Source organism: Streptomyces sp. NPDC006516, assembly GCF_040611875.1.
In the GTDB taxonomy this organism is placed as follows: Bacteria; Actinomycetota; Actinomycetes; order Streptomycetales; family Streptomycetaceae; genus Streptomyces.
On record NZ_JBEXPD010000006.1, the window covers coordinates 290,443 to 307,235 of the forward strand.

The 16,793-nt window shown below is 66.4% G+C and carries 14 protein-coding genes and 2 pseudogenes; 8 read left to right on the plus strand and 8 right to left on the minus strand.

Translation table 11 applies throughout. The features are described from left to right. Positions 1–104 precede the first annotated feature (104 nt). From ABZY45_RS19620 to ABZY45_RS19645, 6 genes and pseudogenes are all read right to left on the minus strand, one after another. Positions 105–1,321: pseudogene (locus ABZY45_RS19620) on the minus strand (IS110 family transposase). 265 nt (positions 1,322–1,586) lie between these two features. After that, complete coding sequence (locus tag ABZY45_RS19625; protein WP_356741515.1) at positions 1,587–1,727, minus strand: hypothetical protein; 141 nt, start codon at positions 1,725–1,727, stop codon at positions 1,587–1,589. Positions 1,728–1,941: 214 nt separating this feature from the next. After that, entirely contained in the window at positions 1,942–3,129 is a 1,188-nt protein-coding gene (locus ABZY45_RS19630; RefSeq protein ID WP_356741517.1) for a transcriptional regulator, read from the minus strand. Between the two features lie 438 nt (positions 3,130–3,567). Further along, complete coding sequence (locus ABZY45_RS19635; RefSeq protein ID WP_356741519.1) at positions 3,568–4,164, minus strand: hypothetical protein; 597 nt, start codon at positions 4,162–4,164, stop codon at positions 3,568–3,570. Positions 4,165–4,264: 100 nt separating this feature from the next. Beyond that, positions 4,265–4,444, minus strand: coding sequence for a DUF5999 family protein (locus tag ABZY45_RS19640; protein ID WP_356741520.1), 180 nt, complete (start codon positions 4,442–4,444; stop codon positions 4,265–4,267). 45 nt (positions 4,445–4,489) lie between these two features. Next, positions 4,490–5,410, minus strand: coding sequence for a hypothetical protein (locus ABZY45_RS19645; protein ID WP_356741522.1), 921 nt, complete (start codon positions 5,408–5,410; stop codon positions 4,490–4,492). 227 nt (positions 5,411–5,637) lie between these two features. Between ABZY45_RS19645 and ABZY45_RS19650 the strand changes: the two genes are divergently transcribed. From ABZY45_RS19650 to ABZY45_RS19660, 3 genes and pseudogenes are all read left to right on the plus strand, one after another. Beyond that, entirely contained in the window at positions 5,638–6,891 is a 1,254-nt protein-coding gene (locus tag ABZY45_RS19650; protein ID WP_356741524.1) for a helix-turn-helix transcriptional regulator, read from the plus strand. Further along, positions 6,888–7,418, plus strand: coding sequence for a GNAT family N-acetyltransferase (locus ABZY45_RS19655; RefSeq protein ID WP_356741526.1), 531 nt, complete (start codon positions 6,888–6,890; stop codon positions 7,416–7,418). Before ABZY45_RS19650 ends, ABZY45_RS19655 begins: the two co-directional genes overlap by 4 nt. A gap of 1,248 nt (positions 7,419–8,666) precedes the next feature. Beyond that, a pseudogene (locus tag ABZY45_RS19660) lies at positions 8,667–8,864 on the plus strand (integrase core domain-containing protein); the annotation flags it as partial. Positions 8,865–9,011: 147 nt separating this feature from the next. Here the strand turns inward: ABZY45_RS19660 and ABZY45_RS19665 are convergent. Beyond that, on the minus strand, positions 9,012–10,451 hold the full coding sequence (locus ABZY45_RS19665) for an AarF/UbiB family protein (protein WP_356741528.1): 1,440 nt from the start codon (positions 10,449–10,451) through the stop codon (positions 9,012–9,014). 34 nt (positions 10,452–10,485) lie between these two features. Next, positions 10,486–10,719 (minus strand): hypothetical protein, encoded by a 234-nt coding sequence (locus tag ABZY45_RS19670; protein ID WP_356741530.1) that lies wholly within the window; start codon positions 10,717–10,719, stop codon positions 10,486–10,488. Between the two features lie 694 nt (positions 10,720–11,413). Here ABZY45_RS19670 and ABZY45_RS19675 point away from each other — a divergent pair. From ABZY45_RS19675 to ABZY45_RS19695, 5 genes are read left to right on the plus strand one after another with little or no spacing between them, the layout of a single operon-like run. Further along, positions 11,414–12,448, plus strand: a complete 1,035-nt coding sequence (locus ABZY45_RS19675) for a 3-oxoacyl-[acyl-carrier-protein] synthase III C-terminal domain-containing protein (protein WP_356741531.1) — start codon at positions 11,414–11,416, stop codon at positions 12,446–12,448. Then, positions 12,445–14,151 (plus strand): AMP-binding protein, encoded by a 1,707-nt coding sequence (locus tag ABZY45_RS19680; RefSeq protein WP_356741533.1) that lies wholly within the window; start codon positions 12,445–12,447, stop codon positions 14,149–14,151. Before ABZY45_RS19675 ends, ABZY45_RS19680 begins: the two co-directional genes overlap by 4 nt. Before the next feature lie 60 nt (positions 14,152–14,211). Beyond that, positions 14,212–14,502 carry an acyl carrier protein gene (locus tag ABZY45_RS19685; RefSeq protein WP_356741535.1) on the plus strand — a complete coding sequence of 97 codons (291 nt, stop codon included), beginning with the start codon at positions 14,212–14,214 and terminating at the stop codon, positions 14,500–14,502. After that, positions 14,499–15,719, plus strand: a complete 1,221-nt coding sequence (locus ABZY45_RS19690; RefSeq protein ID WP_356741537.1) for a cytochrome P450 — start codon at positions 14,499–14,501, stop codon at positions 15,717–15,719. Before ABZY45_RS19685 ends, ABZY45_RS19690 begins: the two co-directional genes overlap by 4 nt. Continuing rightward, on the plus strand, positions 15,716–16,687 hold the full coding sequence (locus ABZY45_RS19695; protein WP_356741539.1) for a beta-ketoacyl-ACP synthase 3: 972 nt from the start codon (positions 15,716–15,718) through the stop codon (positions 16,685–16,687). Before ABZY45_RS19690 ends, ABZY45_RS19695 begins: the two co-directional genes overlap by 4 nt. Positions 16,688–16,793 lie beyond the last annotated feature (106 nt).

A 16,793-nucleotide genomic window follows, 5' to 3' on the forward strand; every position in this document is an offset into this window, starting at 1 on the left:
TTAAAGCCCCGTCGGGCGAGTCCTGGCGGGGCTTCTGCGGGGGGCCTCTATGTCTTTCGTCAAGGCACCCCTGTCGTGTTTGGGGTGGTTCGGGGTTGCTGGGGTTATGCAGCGAGCTCGACGTCCTTCGGCGTCCGGGCTCGTAGAAGGTGCCGTCGCGGAGCATGGCGAACAGGACGCTGATGCGCTGGCGGGCAAGGCGGAGGAGGGCTTGGGTATGGGTCTTTCCGCGGGCGCGTTGCTTGTCGTAGTAGGCGCGGGAGGCCGGATCGGCGTTCATGCAGGCGAAGGCGGACAGGAACATCGCCCGTTTGAGCTGCCGGTTGCCGCCTCGGGGTGCGTGTTCGCCGTGGATCGAGGTGCCCGACGACTTTGTCGTCGGTGCGAGTCCGGCGTAGGAGGCGAGGTGGGCGGCGGTGGGGAAGCTGGTGCCGTCGCCGACGGTGGTCAGCAGGACTGCGGCGGTCCTGACGCCGACGCCGGGCATCGAGGTCAGGACCTGGGAAAGAGGGTGGGCCTCCAGCAGGGTGTTGATCTGGACTTCCATGGCTCTGCGCTGGGTGTGCACGGCGGTCAGGGAGGCGGCCAGGGAGGGGGCGACGATGTCCAGGGTGCCCGTGCCTGGGACGACGACGGTTTGCTCGTCGAGGGCGTCGAAGACCTCGTCGATCAGTCGGGCGGCCATGCGCGGAGCTTTGGGGCGGATCAGTTCCACGAGCCTGCGGCGGCCGGTCTTGCGCAGGGCGGATGGGGAGCCGTAACGCTCCAGGAGCCAGGTGACGGCCTTGTGGTCCAGGCGCGGTCCCAGGACGCGTTCCAGGGAGGGGTGGAATTGGGTGAGCAGGCCGCGTATCCGGTTGCTGGTGCGGGTGGCTTCGGCGGCCAGGTCCTGGTCGAAGCTGGTCAAGACGGTGAGCTCGGCGGTGAGCTCGTCGGTCAGTTCCAGGGAGCGCAGGGTGTGCGGCATGGTCCGCGCGGCATCGGCGATGACGGCCGCGTCCTTGGCGTCAGTCTTGGCCTCGCCGGGATAAAGGTCGGCGATCCGGCGCATGGCCAGGCCGGGCAGGTAGGCGACGCGGCAGCCTGCGTCGCGGGCGACGGTCAGGGGCAGGGCGCCGATGGAGGCGGGCTGGTCCACGATGACCAGGACAGTGCCGAACTTCGCGGTCAGTTTGTCGAAGACGGCCCGCAGTTTCGGCTCGCTGTTGGGCAGCTGCTTGTCGAGAACCTTCTTGCCCGCCGGTGTCAGCCCATGGCCGTGGTGAGCGGACTTGCCGACGTCCAGGCCAAGGAACACGCCTACGTCTCCGATCTCGAACATCGGTCCCTTTCCGGAGTGTTGACGGTGCCGGCCTCGGCTCGGGTGTCGTGCTCGCGCATCCACGTTATGCAGACCTGCCGCCCGCGAACTGTCCGGCATTGCGCCGGACCGGACGGTGGCCGGACCTCTGATCAGCGTCTCCGACGAACACCCCCGGGCTCGGTGACACCACCCCCCAGGTCATGCCTTCGACAGGGGGACACAGTCATGCCGAGCCCGGAAGCCAGCGGCCCTCTTGCAGGACCGCGAAGAACATAACGAGGGCTCAGTCCTCGAAGTACTGGGTGTCGTCTGGCTGGTCGAGGCCGGCGGTTCCCAGCGTGCTCTCGGTGACGGTTCGCAGGTCACTCACACCCGGAGTGACGTACTGGCCGTTTACGATCAGGTCGTCAACGGGGTCCATCACGCACCCCTTTCCTTGTGAGGGATTGGTGTTGTGCTGGCCTCTGGCCCGCGGTGCCTTCCGGCCTGAAACCATGGAACACCGGTGCGAGCGGCGGAGGAAGGGCACAGCTGTAGCCTCTTGCTTCTGTCGCCTCTGACCTGGTGAAACAGGGCAGTGCAGAGCCCCGGCGCGATGCAGACGGCGCCGGGGCTACGTGGTTCGGGCGGGCGGTCGGCTAGGCGTGCAGGCGGTCCAGCACATCGGCCACCTGGGGAACGGACCGGTGTGGTGCCAACTCCGCGGCCATCTCGTTGAGCACGTCAGCACAGCGCGCCGACTCGACAAGGGGCGTGAGGTCAAGGGCGGTACTGGCGGTGGCGACGGCGGCGTCAAGGGCATGCTGACGTGCCTGCGCGGTCGTGATCCACGTGAGGTACAGAACTCGGTCGCGAACGGCCTCCGCGGGCAACGCTTGCAGACCTTCGGTGAGCAGCGCTTCGGCTGTCACGGCGTCGTTCAGATCCAGGAAGGCCCGCCCCGTCTCGGCCATATGGCTGGGCCGGCACATCCAGTAAGCCCACGGAGGATCCTCATCGCTGTGCCGCACGCGCTCGAACTCTGATTCGGCTTGCAGAAGGAGGCGTGCGGCGCTCTTCGCGTCGCCTTCGGCCGCGGCTGCGCGGACTCTCCAGGTGTCGACCATCGCGGCGACGAGCGGTGTGGTCCGCGTGCCGGCGATGTCCCGGGCGGTTGTGAGCAGGCTGATCGCTCGGCCGGCGTCATTTTCGTAGATGGCGGTCAGCGCGAGGTTGGACAAGAGGTAGGCGCTGTGGGCAGGGTCGTGGACTTCCGCTGAGGCTCGTAGCGCCGCGTGCCAGCCGCGTTGCGCTTTCGCTCGATTCCCAGCGTCGAACTCGGCCCACCCGATGAACCGGGCGTACTCGGAAGCGAGGTAGTGGAGATCGGTGGTGAGCTGAGGGGAGCGACGGGCATGTCGCAGGAGACGCGTCACCATGCGCAGATCGGCCCGGGCGGTGGTGGTGCAAGGCGCCCCGCCCATGGAGTCATCGAGGTGCCACAGAGCAGCCAGGCGAGCGTGTAAGGCGTCTGCAACCTCTACGCCGATGTAGGCGCCGGTGAAGCCCTTCTCGATGCTCTGCTGGACGTGGGTGGTCCATCGGGTGGTGAGATCGCTGAGGACTTCCGGGGGAAGCAGCGGGGCGCCGGCGTTCATGGCGAGGGTCGGATCGGCGGCCAGGTCGTCGAGGGCGAGCAGTGTGGCCTCCGGTGTGAAGGGTGCCTGAACGTCAGGTCCGGGCAGAGCGAGTAACAGCCAATCCGGCCATCCTCGCGCCAGTACCTCAGCCTGCGGAACCCCGTGGAAGTCCGCCATGACGATCTGTGCCGCCAGTTCGGGCTCCACTCCACGTTCCCATCGGTGAATCTTGGCTCGTTGCCAGGCCATTCCGCCGTGGCCGAGAGTCGGTGCGTGCTGTTGAAGGACAGCCGCGTAGGTGGCCAGGGAGCGACCCGCCAGTGCGCGGACGGATGCCAGAAGATGACGGTGTGTGGCGGGCATGGGGCTGTGCGCCTCCCTGGTTGGGACGAGCCTTGCGCGAGCGTTGCCGAACAATGACGAAGCCGCTCGAGGGCGCAACCGGGGGCATCGAACGGTGGTCTGGGCCAGGCCGCGGCTCACGTGACGGTCTTGCCGGGGATCGCACGTGAGCCGAGGCCTGGGGCTGAAGAGTCCGGCGCGGGGTTCTTCCAGGCCGCGGGTGAGCGAGTCAGGCTGCTCCCGCGCCGGGCGTCTGTGCAGTCTGGCGGGCGGACCGGATCCGTTTGGCTGCCAGACAGCGGTTTAGGTACTCAGCTTGGCCAGCGCCCGGGTCAACTCCGGCACGGTGAGGACATGGAAGGTCGCGAGGCGGCGGACGAGCTGAGAGGCGAGAAGGGTGGGCAGGTTCGGGTGGGCGAGGGGGAGCGGCTCCTGGGGCTGCGCCACAACCTGTACCTCGCCGTCGACCACGCCGTAGAGGGTCCCTAGGACTCCGTACAGGGGGGCGCTCGTCGCCAGGAACACGACGGGGTCCTCCTGGAGGTGGTCGCACAGCGCGGTAGCGGTGCGGACGTGCTTCGCGCACACAGGGGGCTGGTTCGTGAGCAGCGGTGGTGTCGTGTCCGGGTAGTCGCGCGCGCCGGCCAGAAAGATGGTGCCCGAGGGGGTGCGCGCGGGGTTCGTGCAGACCTGGCAGCGCATCCTTTCCATCGTGATCCGCTGGCGGAAGGGGTGCATGAGCTTCCACTCGGGTTCCCCGGTGGGGAACTTTTTCGCGTCGTAGGGGTTGAACGACACCCGGCTCCAGAGAGCTGACCGCGGACCGCGGTCCATGGGTTCCTCGTCCTCGTAGAACAGGCGAGAGCGGGCCCGGCCCCGGCTGTTTCTGGCGGGCTTCAAGATCAGATTGTCAGGGGCCGCGACTTCGCCTTTCCGCTGAGTGATGTAGGGAATGACGGCCGGCTGGGTGGTCGAACGCACGGGTCAGGTCGTCTCTCGGCTATGTGGGACGGTGGGGTGCGAGGATGCTGCCGTTCGGCAGGAGCGCTCCGGTGTCCTCGAAAACGAGCAGACCGTTGCAGAGCAGCGCCCAGCCCTGAGCGTCAGCCCTTGTGACGACCGCGGCGGCCTCCCCGTCGGGGTCCGTGGCTGGCGGGCACTGAGGTGTGTGGGCGCACATCTGTCGTTTCTCTCCGTTGGTTGGGGGAGCCGTGCCCTGAAGTGCCTACGGGGGAAGGCGACGACAGAGCACGGCAGTCCGGGGGGATGGGGCAAGCCGCTCGGGTAGGTCCATGGCGGCAAGAGCCATCAGGTTGAGCAGTCCATGGGCTTCATCGACATCGGCCGGGAGGTCTGTGTCCGCGAGGCTCTCGGCCCGCTCGATCTCCTCGGCTGCGGGCTGGGGGTCCCAGGACGCTGCCTCGAAGATGAGGAAGTCGAGCCGCAGGCGGAGGTCCGCGACCGTGAGTGCGAGCGGCTGCTGAGCCCTCGTGTCGGGTCGTTCATTGCCGGACCAGGAGGAGAAACCCGCAACGGGGCTACCGGGGCCGAGCACGCTCTCGACGTCGTCGACGATCATCTCTACGACCTCGGGGGGTGAGCGCTGGTGGCGCCACCCATTGCAGGCCGGCAGCGAGGCGCCGTGAGCCACCGGTGTTCGTGTCCGCGACCTGTGTCGTGACTGCACCGTGGGAGCCATGAATCGCGCTTGGACGGTCTTCCCGATGGGGGTGGGAAACCAGGAGAGTGCGGCGCCGCGCTGTCGTACCCGAGCCAAGCCGCCGCCTGTGGCATCGAAGCCCGGGAACAGAGGACGTTCGTCCGTGACCTCGATGAGCAGAGCACTGTGCTGTGTAAGCGCGAACCCGAGTGTGACGTCCTGGTGCTGCTCGGTTGAGCCGTGGAGCACGGCGTTGTGCACCAGCTCATGCGCGACGGCCGCGGCATGGTCGATGGGGCCGGGCCACCGGAGGATGGTGAGCCAGAGGTTGCAGCGCACACGTGCACTCTGAGCTGCTGCCACGTCCGCGTTAACGCTGGGTGTGGGCAGCTTGCCCGACCACTCGGCCACGATCGGAGCCGCGTCGGCCGTCGGCTGCAGATTGGATGGGCTCTGCAGGCCCGGCCTTTCAATGATCATGGTCACGAGATCATTCCCTCCGGCGTGGGGCACCGGCCCTGACAGGGGGCAGGGCCGACTCTCCTCGAAACCGCCGCACCGAACCCGGGCCGGCCGCTGATGTCCAGTCAACGAGTTGCAGCCAGGCAACGACAGGAAGGTTCCAAGTTTGTGTGCTCCGACCAACCGGAAGACTTTGCGTCGCCATTGCCAAGAATCTGGCGTCAGGGTGATGAGGGCACTATTTTCAGTACATGGGAGCCAATCTCGCCCTCCAGAGCCGCATGACTCAACTCGGACTCACCCAGGAGGAGTTGGCTGCAAGGCTCAACAGGGCGCTTCAGGAGATCACCGGCCGGTCAGGGGACGTCTCATCGCGGACGGTGCGCAACCTGCTCAACGGGTCAAGTAGACGGCCAATCGGCCGCACTTGCGCTGCACTTGAGCGTGTGTTCGGCTGCCCAGTGGCTGAATTAGGGCTCAGTGCACCCAGCTCCATGCAGCATCCCCCGGAGGACCCCGTGCGGCGTCGCGATTTCATCGCTTCCACAACTGGAACGGCAGCGGCTGCCATCCCCCTCGCCAAACAGCGGCGCGCGGTGGGCATGACCGACGTGACTCGTGCCGCAGCAGGAATCGATCAGCTCGTAGAAGCCGACGACCGTCAGGGCGGCCACGCAACCCTTGCGGCCGAAGCCCTTGACGGACGAGCCGAAGTCCTTGAGCTGCAGCAGCGCAACGCGAGCGAGCGTGTGCGCCGCAGCCTGTATGCGCTCGCGGCCGAATACACCACCATCGCGGCCTGGGCGTGCATTGACCTGCGGGACCTGGACACAGCTCAGAGGCATCTGAACGAGTCAGCGACCTTCGCCGGCCTGTCTCAGGACCCCGCCACGGGCATGCGGGTCTGGATCAACATGGCCATGCTGGCCTACCAGCGCAAGAACTGGCCAGAGCAGCTGGCTGCCGCCCAAGCGGCCAGCGCCTCCCCGGCCGCCCGAAAGGACCCGCTGTTCAGTTCCATGGGCCGGGTCCGCCTCGCCCTGGCCCATGCCTACCTGGGGGACCCACGTGCGGCCCAACAAGCTCTGGGCGCCGCCCAGGACACCCTGCAGAAGGCCGGCAACGAACCCCGCCCCCGATGGACCGCCTTCTACGGGCAGGCTGAACTGAATCACCTCGCGGCCATCATCCTTAATCGAAACGGCGAGTCCGCCAACGCCGAAGCCATGGCACATCGTGCCCTGGCCAAGATCCCAGCCGAGTTCAAGCGCAACCGCGCTCTGGCCACGTGCCAGCTCGCCACCGCGCAACTCCGACAGGGAGACCCTGAACAGGCCACAGAGACCGTATCCAACGTCTTTGCGATCATGGACGGCGCCCCGATGCCCGGACGAATGCGGACCCTGATCGGAGATTTCCACCGAGACCTGCTCCGGCTGGCACCGTCAACGATGTACGCCCGCGACTGGGCAGACCGTACGCGAGATGAATGGAGTCGAGCGTGAACAGGGTGATCGACCTGCAGCAGTACGGCGGCCGTGAAGGCCTCCCGCCAGACTTCAAGCAGATGCTCATCGACGTACACGCCGACTCCTACGCCGATGCCATGAACGACGAGTTCCACCAGCGTTTTCCCTGGTTCGTCGACCACTGGTCCACCATGGAAGGCTTCACCTGTGTCGTCGCCTTCGACGGCGACGAAGCGACCGGATTCGCCTACGGCGCGCCGCTTCAAGCGGGCCGGGAGTGGTGGCGCTCAACCAAGTTCGAGCCAAACGCCGGCTACACAGGCACCTTTGCCGTCTCCGAGGTCATGGTGCGCCCGCAGTGGCGGAAACAAGGCATCTCCGAACGCCTCCACGAGGCGTTGCTGGAGGAGCGAAGTGAGGACCTTGCCGTGCTCCTGGTCGACGTCGCTCATCCGAAAGTACAAGCCCTCTATGAAACATGGGAATACGAAAGGGTGGGCGAGCAGCAGCCTTTCGCCGACTCGCCGGTGTACGCGGTGATGGTGAAACGGCTGCACCCCTGACGGACCGCCCCCGCATCTCTGCCGCAGGAGCGCGGTACTGCACCACCATGGTCAGCCGTCGGCCTGAAGGCCGTCTCCGGTACCCGACCGCACGAAGGTTCCGGTTCACAGGCCCTTCAGGAACGGCTGGGTGTGCAGCTCCGGGCGACTTACAAGCCGTAGTCCTGCCCTCATCCTCGTCGGTACCTGCGGCGACCCTGGAGGGCGGCGGTGACGGTCCTGCTGGTCCAGCGGTTCGCCGGCCCTTCAGTGTCGTCGGGGGCCTGCCACCTGCCCTTGGAGACAACCGCGCGGCTCGTGGCGGCGGAGATTCCGGCGAGCTCCGTCGGCGGGTGGGTTGGCTACCATGGTGGTCTGGCCTTGGTGGCTGGGTGTGACCGACAGCGTTTCGCGAGCGTCCCCTCGGGGGCGTCTGGGCTTCGGCCTGGCGTTGCCGGTCTTTTGTGTGTCCGGGGGCGGTGGTGGGTGCTCGTCGCCGGTTCACCTCCGATCGCGCAGAGAGCACGTCTGGACCAAGGCCACCCCGCCCAGCCCCGTCGGTTCACCTCCGCTTGAGCGGCGGTGAGTCGAAGATCGACAAGGTTTCCGACCTCGGCGCGATGTCCTCTCCGCGCGAGCGGAGGTCAGGCGACATGCGTGACTGCCTGGAGTGCGGCTGCGGCAACAGGACCAACTCGCTCATCTGGTGGCGCGCCTCCGCTCACGCGGAGAGCACGGTAGCCGGATTTGGGTGGCGGATCCAACGTCTCTGCCGCTCCGTTGTGAGCCATTAGAGAGGATGGGTCTCGTGCCCAAGAAGATTGACACAGCCCTTCGCAGCCAGGCCGTGAGGCTGGTGACCGAGCATCGAGTGGAGTTCTCCTCCGAGCGTGCACTGCACATCCAGGCCACCGAATCCCTCGGCGTCTCCCGGGAGTCCGTGCGGGGAGTATCTGCGTCGGCTTCGGGCGGAGAACAAGCGCCTGCGCGAGGTCAACGAGGTACTGAAGTCCGCGACGATTCTCTTCGCCGGGGAGCTCGACCCCCGAAACCGCTGATCGTGGCGTTCGCCGATCAGATGCGGGCCACCGGGTATGCCGTCGAGTCGATCCTCACCGCTCTGAGACAGACAGGGCTGAAGATCGGGGCACGAACCTTGCGGGCCTGGTGTGCCCCAGCAGGCCCGACCAATGTGGCCGCGGCCCGAACTGTGACCGACGCACTGGGCGAGAACGCGGTCCGCCGACTTGCCTTCACCGCCAACGCGGTGTGCGCTTCACCGAGCACCTGAGCATCGAGGGCATCCGCCCCTCGATCGGCAGCGTCGGGGGCGCGTATGACAACGCGCTCGCGGAGACGATCAACGGCCTCTACAAGGCTGAGTGCATACGCACCAAGGTCTTTCACGACGGGCCCTGGAGAACAGTCTCGGACGTCCAGTACGCCACCGCCTCATGGCTCGAGTGGTAGAACAACCGCCGGTTGCACGGAAGTCTGGGCATGATCAGCCCCCCCCGTGGGGACGCAACTCAGCTCCTCCCGATCAAGAACCCGTCCGTTCGGCTGCCTCAGCGGGCTGCGTCATCGTCACGAGCATCGTTGCACCGCGCCCCGTCAGCGGTGTGAGCGGCCTGCGGTGATTGGGTCCCCGAGGTTGGTGCGTGCCTGCACGGTGAACTGGCGAGATGCAAGGTCTCGGAGGAGTGCTTCCAGGTGGCCGGCGCTTTTGTTGGTGAAGACGAGGAGGTCCAAGAGATGCTGGGCAAGCCGCTCGGGTGCGACTTCCTCCCGCAGCAGGTCGTGCATGATGCCGTTGAGGGTGCTGCTGAGGCTCTTGATGAGTTTCAGCTGGGGGTACAAGCAGCGCACGGAGCCTTCGATGTTGGCCAGGGATTTGCCAATGACGGAGACACTGGGGGAGACCTGGATGCCCCGTTTACTGGAGTACTGCAGCACAGACATGAGGGCCACGCCGTAGTGGAGCTCATCGAGGGTGGCGTTGGACCATAGAGGCACCTTGCGGGAGAGATCTTGGACGAAGCCGGTGATGTTGCTCCACGGGGTGGCGGCTCCCATGTGGATCCACTGGCGGGCGACGGCTTCTGCGTCGTTGCACATCATGCCGATCAGAACCCCCAGCATGGCCATCCGCGTGCTGCGGTCGAGGCGGCCCACCATGCCCCAGTCGATGACATGGGCGGTGCCGTCCTGGCTGATGAGGATGTTGCCGGGGTGCGGGTCGGCGTGAAAGCGGCCGGTGACGAAGTAGGAACGGAACATGAACTCCATGAGCTGACGGGCTATCTGCTTGCGCTGCTTGACGGTGAGCGCATCGTCCTTGACATGGTTGATGGCGACGCCGTCGGCAAGGCTCTGCACGAGCACCCGGGGAGCGGCATGCAGCACTTTGGGGACGCTGATGCGCCGATAGTCCTGGGCAAGTTTGCGGGCAGCCTTCATGTTGGAGGCTTCCCGGGTGAAGTCGAGCTCGTCGCGCATGGCGTCGAACAGGACCTCCATCATGGCGTCGGTACCGATGACTTCGTTGAAGTGCGGCGTGAAGCGTGTGACGACGCTCACTGCTTTGCGCAGAGCGCGCATGTCGCCCAGTACGGCCCGGTCGGCGCCGGGCCGCTGCACCTTGATGACGCAGGGTGTGCCGTCGGCAAGGGTTGCGCGGTAGACCTGGGCCAGCGAAGCGGATCCGAGAGGCCGCTCGGTGCGTACCGAGGAGAATCGCTCGCGCCAGGCGGGCCCTAGTTCCTGCTCCAGAACGGGGGAGAAGGCGCTGAAGGGTTGTGCGGTCGCGTCGTCGTTGAGCAGGCCGAGTTCGCTGCGAACGTGGTCGGGAACGAAGTCTGGGCGCGTGGCCAGGATCTGGCCGACTTTGATGTAGAAGGGGCCGAGTTCTTCCAGCGTTCGCCTCACTCGGCGAGCGCGTCCCAAGGCGTCAGCGCCGGGAGGCTGCCGTGCGAGCCGCAGGGTGTGCATGACCTCTTGCGAGGCGGCCCGCACGACGATGCCGGTCGCCCGGCGCCCGCGTCCGTCAGCCATCAGGCGCGGCCTGCCGGGGCAAGAGGCAGGCCACCTACTCGCCGCTCGTTTGCAGAGGGTTCTTCTGGCCGGCGTTACCGGTGAGCGCGGCCACTATGTGGGTCAGTGCTGTGACCTGGGTGCTCAGTTCGGCGATCTGCCGTTCGTTTCGGCGTTGGCGCTTGGTAGAGCCCTTGCCCTTCTTGTTGCGCAGTCCTCGGACCAGGGTCTTGTCGAAGCCCTCGACCATATCGGCGAGCCGGTCGATGGGGTTGTCGCGTTTACCCACGTGGTTCTCCTTGCCGGGATCGGTGTTCTCAGAGGGACGCACGCAGAAGCAGGGTGCAGCGCCTGCGCGAGCACTCGGTATGCACGCGCCGTGCTGCGGGAACTGAGCCGAGCGGCGCGCGACTCCTTCATAGGAACGCTCGGATCCGGAAGCGTCAACCGGGCCTGTGCGGCTTGGGCTGCCCCCGCACGGAAGGCCGAGCGACCACACAGGAGCACGAAGGCCCAGGTCACGTGGAGAATAGATTCGAGGAGAACCTTTGGACCCGGGCTTTTGAGTCGGAGAAGATGTATCCGGGAATTGGAAGCACAGAGGCGCTCGGATGGTGTTGAACACGCCGTGCGCTCCGGCGCATAGGAGGAGCGCGGCCCGGACGCCCGAAAGCGGCTGGCCGAGCACCGGGGTGACAGTCACCGCACGATTACGGCATCTACAGCGCCTGCACGGCTGGGCTTTTCCGGTGCGTCCATCATCCGGCAGATGATTTCACTGCTGTCCACTGCCCAGCCACTTTCACACCATCCCTCACTTACAAGCGACTCAGCGGCATGATTGGGCGCCCGCTTGGCGCTGGCCCGCACTTTGACGAGCGCCGGTGTACCTCGCACTGGCTTTGGTGATTTCGCACGCCCCTTTGCAGGCGCCTGGCAGTGGGCACACAGAGGGTATCGAGTCGCTGCGAAGGGAGCGCGCTTTGCGAATACACGACGAGGTGTTCGTCGAAGCTACAAGCGTCGTTCTGCCCATTCGCCGTCAGACGGTCCGCCAGGCCGTCCGACTGGGGGGCCTGCCCTTGGAACAGGCCGAGGAACTGTCAGGTGTGACAGAGGTTTCCGTTGCTGATCATGCGCAATGCAGGGAGTCGATGGCGCTGGCTGCCGCCCATGATGTCCTCGCGAGTCCCCGTGCGGCACAGGACGTCGGGCTCGTGGTCTGTGCGTGGGTACTCGACGCCGACACCGACTGGAAACTTGCCCCACGTCTCGCACGCAAAGCCGGGGCGAGGCGTGCTGTGGCCATCGGCGTACGTCAGCTGTCGAACGGCGGTGCCATGGGGGTGCAGATCGCAGCTGCGCAGATGACGGCGGAAGCGTCGCTCCGGGCAGCGCTCGTACTGACAGGGGATGCGCTCGGGCCGGATGCGCCAGGGCGGTGGGCCGAAGGGGAGGGCGCGTTCATGGGCGACGCAGCTACGGCGTTGCTGCTGTCGCGAACCCGGGGGCGCCTCGCGGTGAGATCCATCGCATCGAGTGGCCACTGCGACCACGAGGCCGATTTTCCCACGGTCAATCCGCTGCTCGCCCCCCCGCTATCAGCGTCGGCTGCACCTGCCAAAGCTGGCAGCGGATCGTTTCTCCTGCGCCGCTGCGTCCGCGATGCCCTGCAGGGAGCGCTGGCTGATGCCGGGTTGGACACCGATGATGCGCGGCTGCGAATAGTGATGCTGCCACGTCTGGCGCCGTGGCTCTTGGACGTTCTGATGACCGGCCTGCTGCCTGAGGCGCTCAAGGCGGAGCAACTGCGCCTCACTGCGCGGACCGGTCACCTTTTCGCCGGCGACATGACGGCCAATCTCGATCACCTGCTGCGGGAGGATGCCCTGGAGGCGGGCCAATACGCGCTTCTGGTGAGTGTGGGAAGCGGCTTCACGGCCACCTGCCTGGTAGTGCAGGCGGTATCCCCGCTCACGGACGCAGAACTACATCAGAAGGGCGTGGCGACGTCATGAACAGGGATGGCACTTCGGCAACTCTCAGCACGCTGCTCGACTCCCTTCACACCAGTGCCGCCAAGGTGGTGTTCCCGGAGCAGGACACGGTGCTGCCGCACAGAGTTCTTCCGCTGCAGGCCGAGAGGCTCGCCCGGAAGCTGCTCGAAAAGGGGGTACGGCGCGGGGACGTCGTGGGCCTGCTCATGCCCACGACGCCGGAGTTCCTGCCCGCCTTCTTCTCAGTTACTTGCGCGGGCGCCGCAGTGAGCATCCTGCCCCTGCCCCCGGTAGTCCTGGATCCGGCTGCCGCCGCACGTCACCTGGCGCCCATGGTGGATACCGCTTGCATGCGGCATCTGGTGGTGCACGGTACCGGGCGGGCGATCGGGGAGCACCTCGCCAAGGCCCATCCGGAACTTTGCCTTGTGGACGCTTCCGCCAAGCTGGCCGACGCGGCGGGGACGGGTACGAAGGCCGTTCAACCGACTGCGGGCGGAGCGCCGCCCAGGCCACAGGACCTGGCGTTGGTGCAGTTCACCTCGGGAAGTACCAGCTGGCCCCGGGGCGTGATGCATACCCACCGGGGTCTTCTCGCCGGGGTGAGCGCGATCAATGAGCGGATTAGGGGGAACTCCCGAGATGTGCTCGTCCAGTGGATACCGCTGTTCCACGACATGGGACTCGTTTCCCTGCTCTGCTCCCTGCACGCGCACGCCGACGCCCATCTGTTCAGCCCGATGGCCTTCATCCGCAAACCAGCCGAAATCGTCAAGCACATTGCCCGTCACGGCGGAACGGTGACCACCAGTCCCAACTTCGCCTACGACAAGATCGCAGCCCTCTCGGATGGGGTGTCACCTGCCCTCACGGCATCCGATGGACTCTCGCAGTGGCGAGTGGCGTTCAACGGCGGCGAAATGGTGCAGGCGCGCACTGTGGACGCCTTTCTGGCGGCATTCGGTCCGCTGGGAGTTTCCGCGGGAACGATGTACCCCTCGTACGGCCTGGCGGAGGCGGTACTGGCGGTCTGCCTGCCGCAGCCAGGCGCGACGCCCCGGCGTGTGTACGTGGACCGGGACACGCTCATTCCGGGGCAGCAGGTGTCCTTCGTGGACCACCCGGGCAGCGGCTTGGCCCTGGTCGGTGCCGGCACTCCCATCACCGACATCAAGGTCAGAATCACCGCACCGGATGGCATTACCGGCCTCGGCCAGGGCCATCTGGGAGAGATCTGCATCCAGGGCATCCCCGTGACCCCTGGATACCTGCACCAACCAGAGGCCACAGAGACAGTCCTGAAGCACGGCTGGCTACACACAGGCGACCTGGGCTTCTTTCACCACGGAGAACTCTTTGTGGCAGGCCGGCTCAAGGACATGATCGTGGTCCAGGGGCGCAACTACTTCCCCGACGACGTCGAAGAGCTTGTGCGGGACCTGTCGGGCATATACCGCCAGCGCGTCGTAGCCATTGCGGACCCGGATACAGAACACATAGTCCTGGTCGCCGAATCCACCGCCCGACCAGGCACTGCGCAGCATGAACAACTCCTGCGCACCATCGAGGGCACGGTAACAACGGAGCTGGGCCTGTCCGCCGTCCGCGTGTATCTGGTCGCTCCGCGCACCCTCCCGAAAACCACCAGCGGCAAATGGCAGCGCTCCCGCGTACGCGAAGTGCTCGCCCCGCCTGCCCAAGCCGAAGACTCTCCCGAGCGCTGACACGGTCCCCTTGCTAGCAGACCGGTTCAGCAAACCCCCGAGCCAGGAGGCCCATCAGCCATGCCCACTCCCCCCACCCCCGGTCCGCCCCCAACCGCGGAACAGGTCAGCGAAAGCGTACGCACCCTCCTCGCAGAAGTCCTGCAACGCCCGTCCACTGAGGTGGACATGACCCAGCGGCTGACTGCTCTGCCGGGAATGGATTCCCTGCACCTGGTCCAGACAGTTGTTACCTGTGAGAGGCAGTGGAACATCCAACTTGACGAAGAGGAACTCTTCGATGTCCGCACCGGCGACGACCTGTGCGCCCTCATCCGGCGCACCGCCAACGCGCAGGAGGGCACCTTATGAGCGGCCCCGAGTCCATACGACTTGAGCTCGCGGATCTGGATGCCCAAGCCGAAGCTGCCCTCCGCGCACTGAGGAAGCACGGCGCCGTGGTGCCGGTCGACCTGCCCGAAGGGCTGCGGGTCTGGGTCATCACCCGCTACCAGGAGGGCCGCAAGGCCCTGACGGACCCGCGCTTCGTCAAAGACATGCGCAGTCTGCAGGACCCTGGGCATGGCTTCGCCGGCCAGCGGTACGCCGAAGACGTCCTGGCCGTTGAGGGCCGTCATGTGCTCAACAGCGACGGAGCCGAACACGCCCGTCTCCGCTCCGCCGTGGCTCCCTATTTCACGGCACAAGCCTCGGCCGGACACGAGGCAGAGGTCAGGCAGATCGCAGCCACGCTCTCAGAGAAGGTGGCGTCGCAGGAGCGGGTCGATCTGATGAGTACCTATGCCCAGCCCCTCCCCGAACTGGTCATCGGACGCATCATCGGTGTCCCCGACGACACCATGCCCGTGATCGGCCGCCTCAGCCGGCAACTGTCCAGCCGCGAAAACCCTGCCACCGCGCCCATGCGCCGCGCCTACAGCGACCTCGTCGACCTGGTGCGCGACTTGACCGCCCACCCAGCAACCGATCCCCGGACCGTGATCAACGGCCTGCAAAAGGCGGTCGCCCGCGGTGACCTGAGCCGACGCGAAGCGGCTTCCACCCTCATGGTCCTCTTCGCTGCCGGAATCTCCACCACGGCAACCGGACTAGGACACGCGGCCGCGACGCTCATGTGCACCCACGCCGTGCTGCGTCCCCTGCTCGGCTCGGCCGAGGGCGCCGCGTCCCTGATCGACGAAACCCTTCGGCTTCATCCCCCTATCCAGTTCGCCTCCTGGCGCTTCGCACCGCATGACGTCCCTGTGGGACCGACGACGATCCCGGCAGGTTCACTGGTCCTGATCCTGCTCGCGTCGGCCAACCGCGACCCCGCAGCCTTCCCCGCCCCCGACGAACTCATTCCCGACCGACCAGCCAAACCCGCGCACCTGACCTTCGGACGCGGCCCGCATTACTGCATCGGCGTCCACCTCGCTCGTCTGGAGATCAAAATCGGGCTCCAGACCCTGTTCGAGCGGCTGCCGGATCTACAGCTCATCAACCCCCATAAACAGACCACCTGGCGTGGGCTTCTGCTCGACCGCACCATCAACTCCCTCCCCGTGATCACACAGACAAGCCCATGAGCAGTGCCTCCACCTATGCGCGGCTTCTGTCAGTAGGTTCCTACCGGCCCTCTCGCGTCCTGACCAACGAAGCAGTGGTAGCCCACCTGGAAGTGAACGAAACCTGGGTTCATCGGCGCACCGGGATCCGCACACGAGGAGTCGCCGGTGACGAAGAAACACTCGCGTACATGGGGGCGCAGGCCGCCAACGCAGCAACGCGACGGGCAGGCCCAGGCGCCGATACCGTGGACTGCCTGATAGCCGCGTCCATGACGCACCAAGACCCCGACGCTTCCCTGGCCCGGTCGATCGCGGATCTCCTGCCGCAACCGCCCCGTGCCGCCCTGGACGTGAATGCCGCCTGCGCAGGATTCTGCGTAGCACTGGAACTCGCCCGCTGCCTCATCCAAGGGCACACCTACAACACGGTCCTTGTAGTCGGCTCCGAGCGGATGAGAGACATCATCGCCGACGACGACCGCGCCACCGCACCCGTCTTCGCCGACGGCGCGGGAGCGGTACTTCTCCACGGCGCGCCAGAGCCCGGCATAGGGGCTCCTGCCTGGGGCAGCGACCCAGCATTCCGGCACCTGATCACCCGCCCCGACCCGACCCAGGATGACGGCGGACCCGCCATGCTCCAGATGCACGGGCCACAGGTGTACCGGTGGGTCATCGACCATCTCCCCGACGTCGCCGCGACAGCGCTGCAGAGAGCCGGGGTTGACGTCCGTGACCTCGCGGCCTTTATCCCGCACCAGTCCAATGACCGCATCATCACCGCGCTGAGTGTGGCTTTGGACCTGCCGCCGCACGTGACTGTGGCTCGCGACATCACCCGCAGCGGCAACACCGCAGCAGCCTCCATCCCGATGGCCATGGACACGCTCCTGCACACCCGACCCGACCTGTCCGGGAAACTCGCCCTCCTCCTCGGCTACGGAGCGGGAATCACATTCGCTGCACAGGTCGTGCAACTGCCATAACGGCCCGAAGCACTCAGCAGAAGGAGGAAGCCGTGCACCTCGACGCCGTAATACAACCCCGGCTCCGACACTGGGGTTTCTTCGACCCGCCGCACCTGGACGGCCA

Excerpts from the sequence above, each read along its gene's own strand:
- ABZY45_RS19640 (WP_356741520.1), bottom strand. The coding sequence starts at position 4,444 with ATGTGCGCCCACACACCTCAGTGCCCGCCAGCCACGGACCCCGACGGG.
- ABZY45_RS19650 (WP_356741524.1), top strand. The coding sequence starts at position 5,638 with ATGGGAGCCAATCTCGCCCTCCAGAGCCGCATGACTCAACTCGGACTC.
- ABZY45_RS19665 (WP_356741528.1), bottom strand. The coding sequence starts at position 10,451 with ATGGCTGACGGACGCGGGCGCCGGGCGACCGGCATCGTCGTGCGGGCC.
- ABZY45_RS19680 (WP_356741533.1), top strand. The coding sequence starts at position 12,445 with ATGAACAGGGATGGCACTTCGGCAACTCTCAGCACGCTGCTCGACTCC.
- ABZY45_RS19685 (WP_356741535.1), top strand. The coding sequence starts at position 14,212 with ATGCCCACTCCCCCCACCCCCGGTCCGCCCCCAACCGCGGAACAGGTC.
- ABZY45_RS19690 (WP_356741537.1), top strand. The coding sequence starts at position 14,499 with ATGAGCGGCCCCGAGTCCATACGACTTGAGCTCGCGGATCTGGATGCC.
- ABZY45_RS19695 (WP_356741539.1), top strand. The coding sequence starts at position 15,716 with ATGAGCAGTGCCTCCACCTATGCGCGGCTTCTGTCAGTAGGTTCCTAC.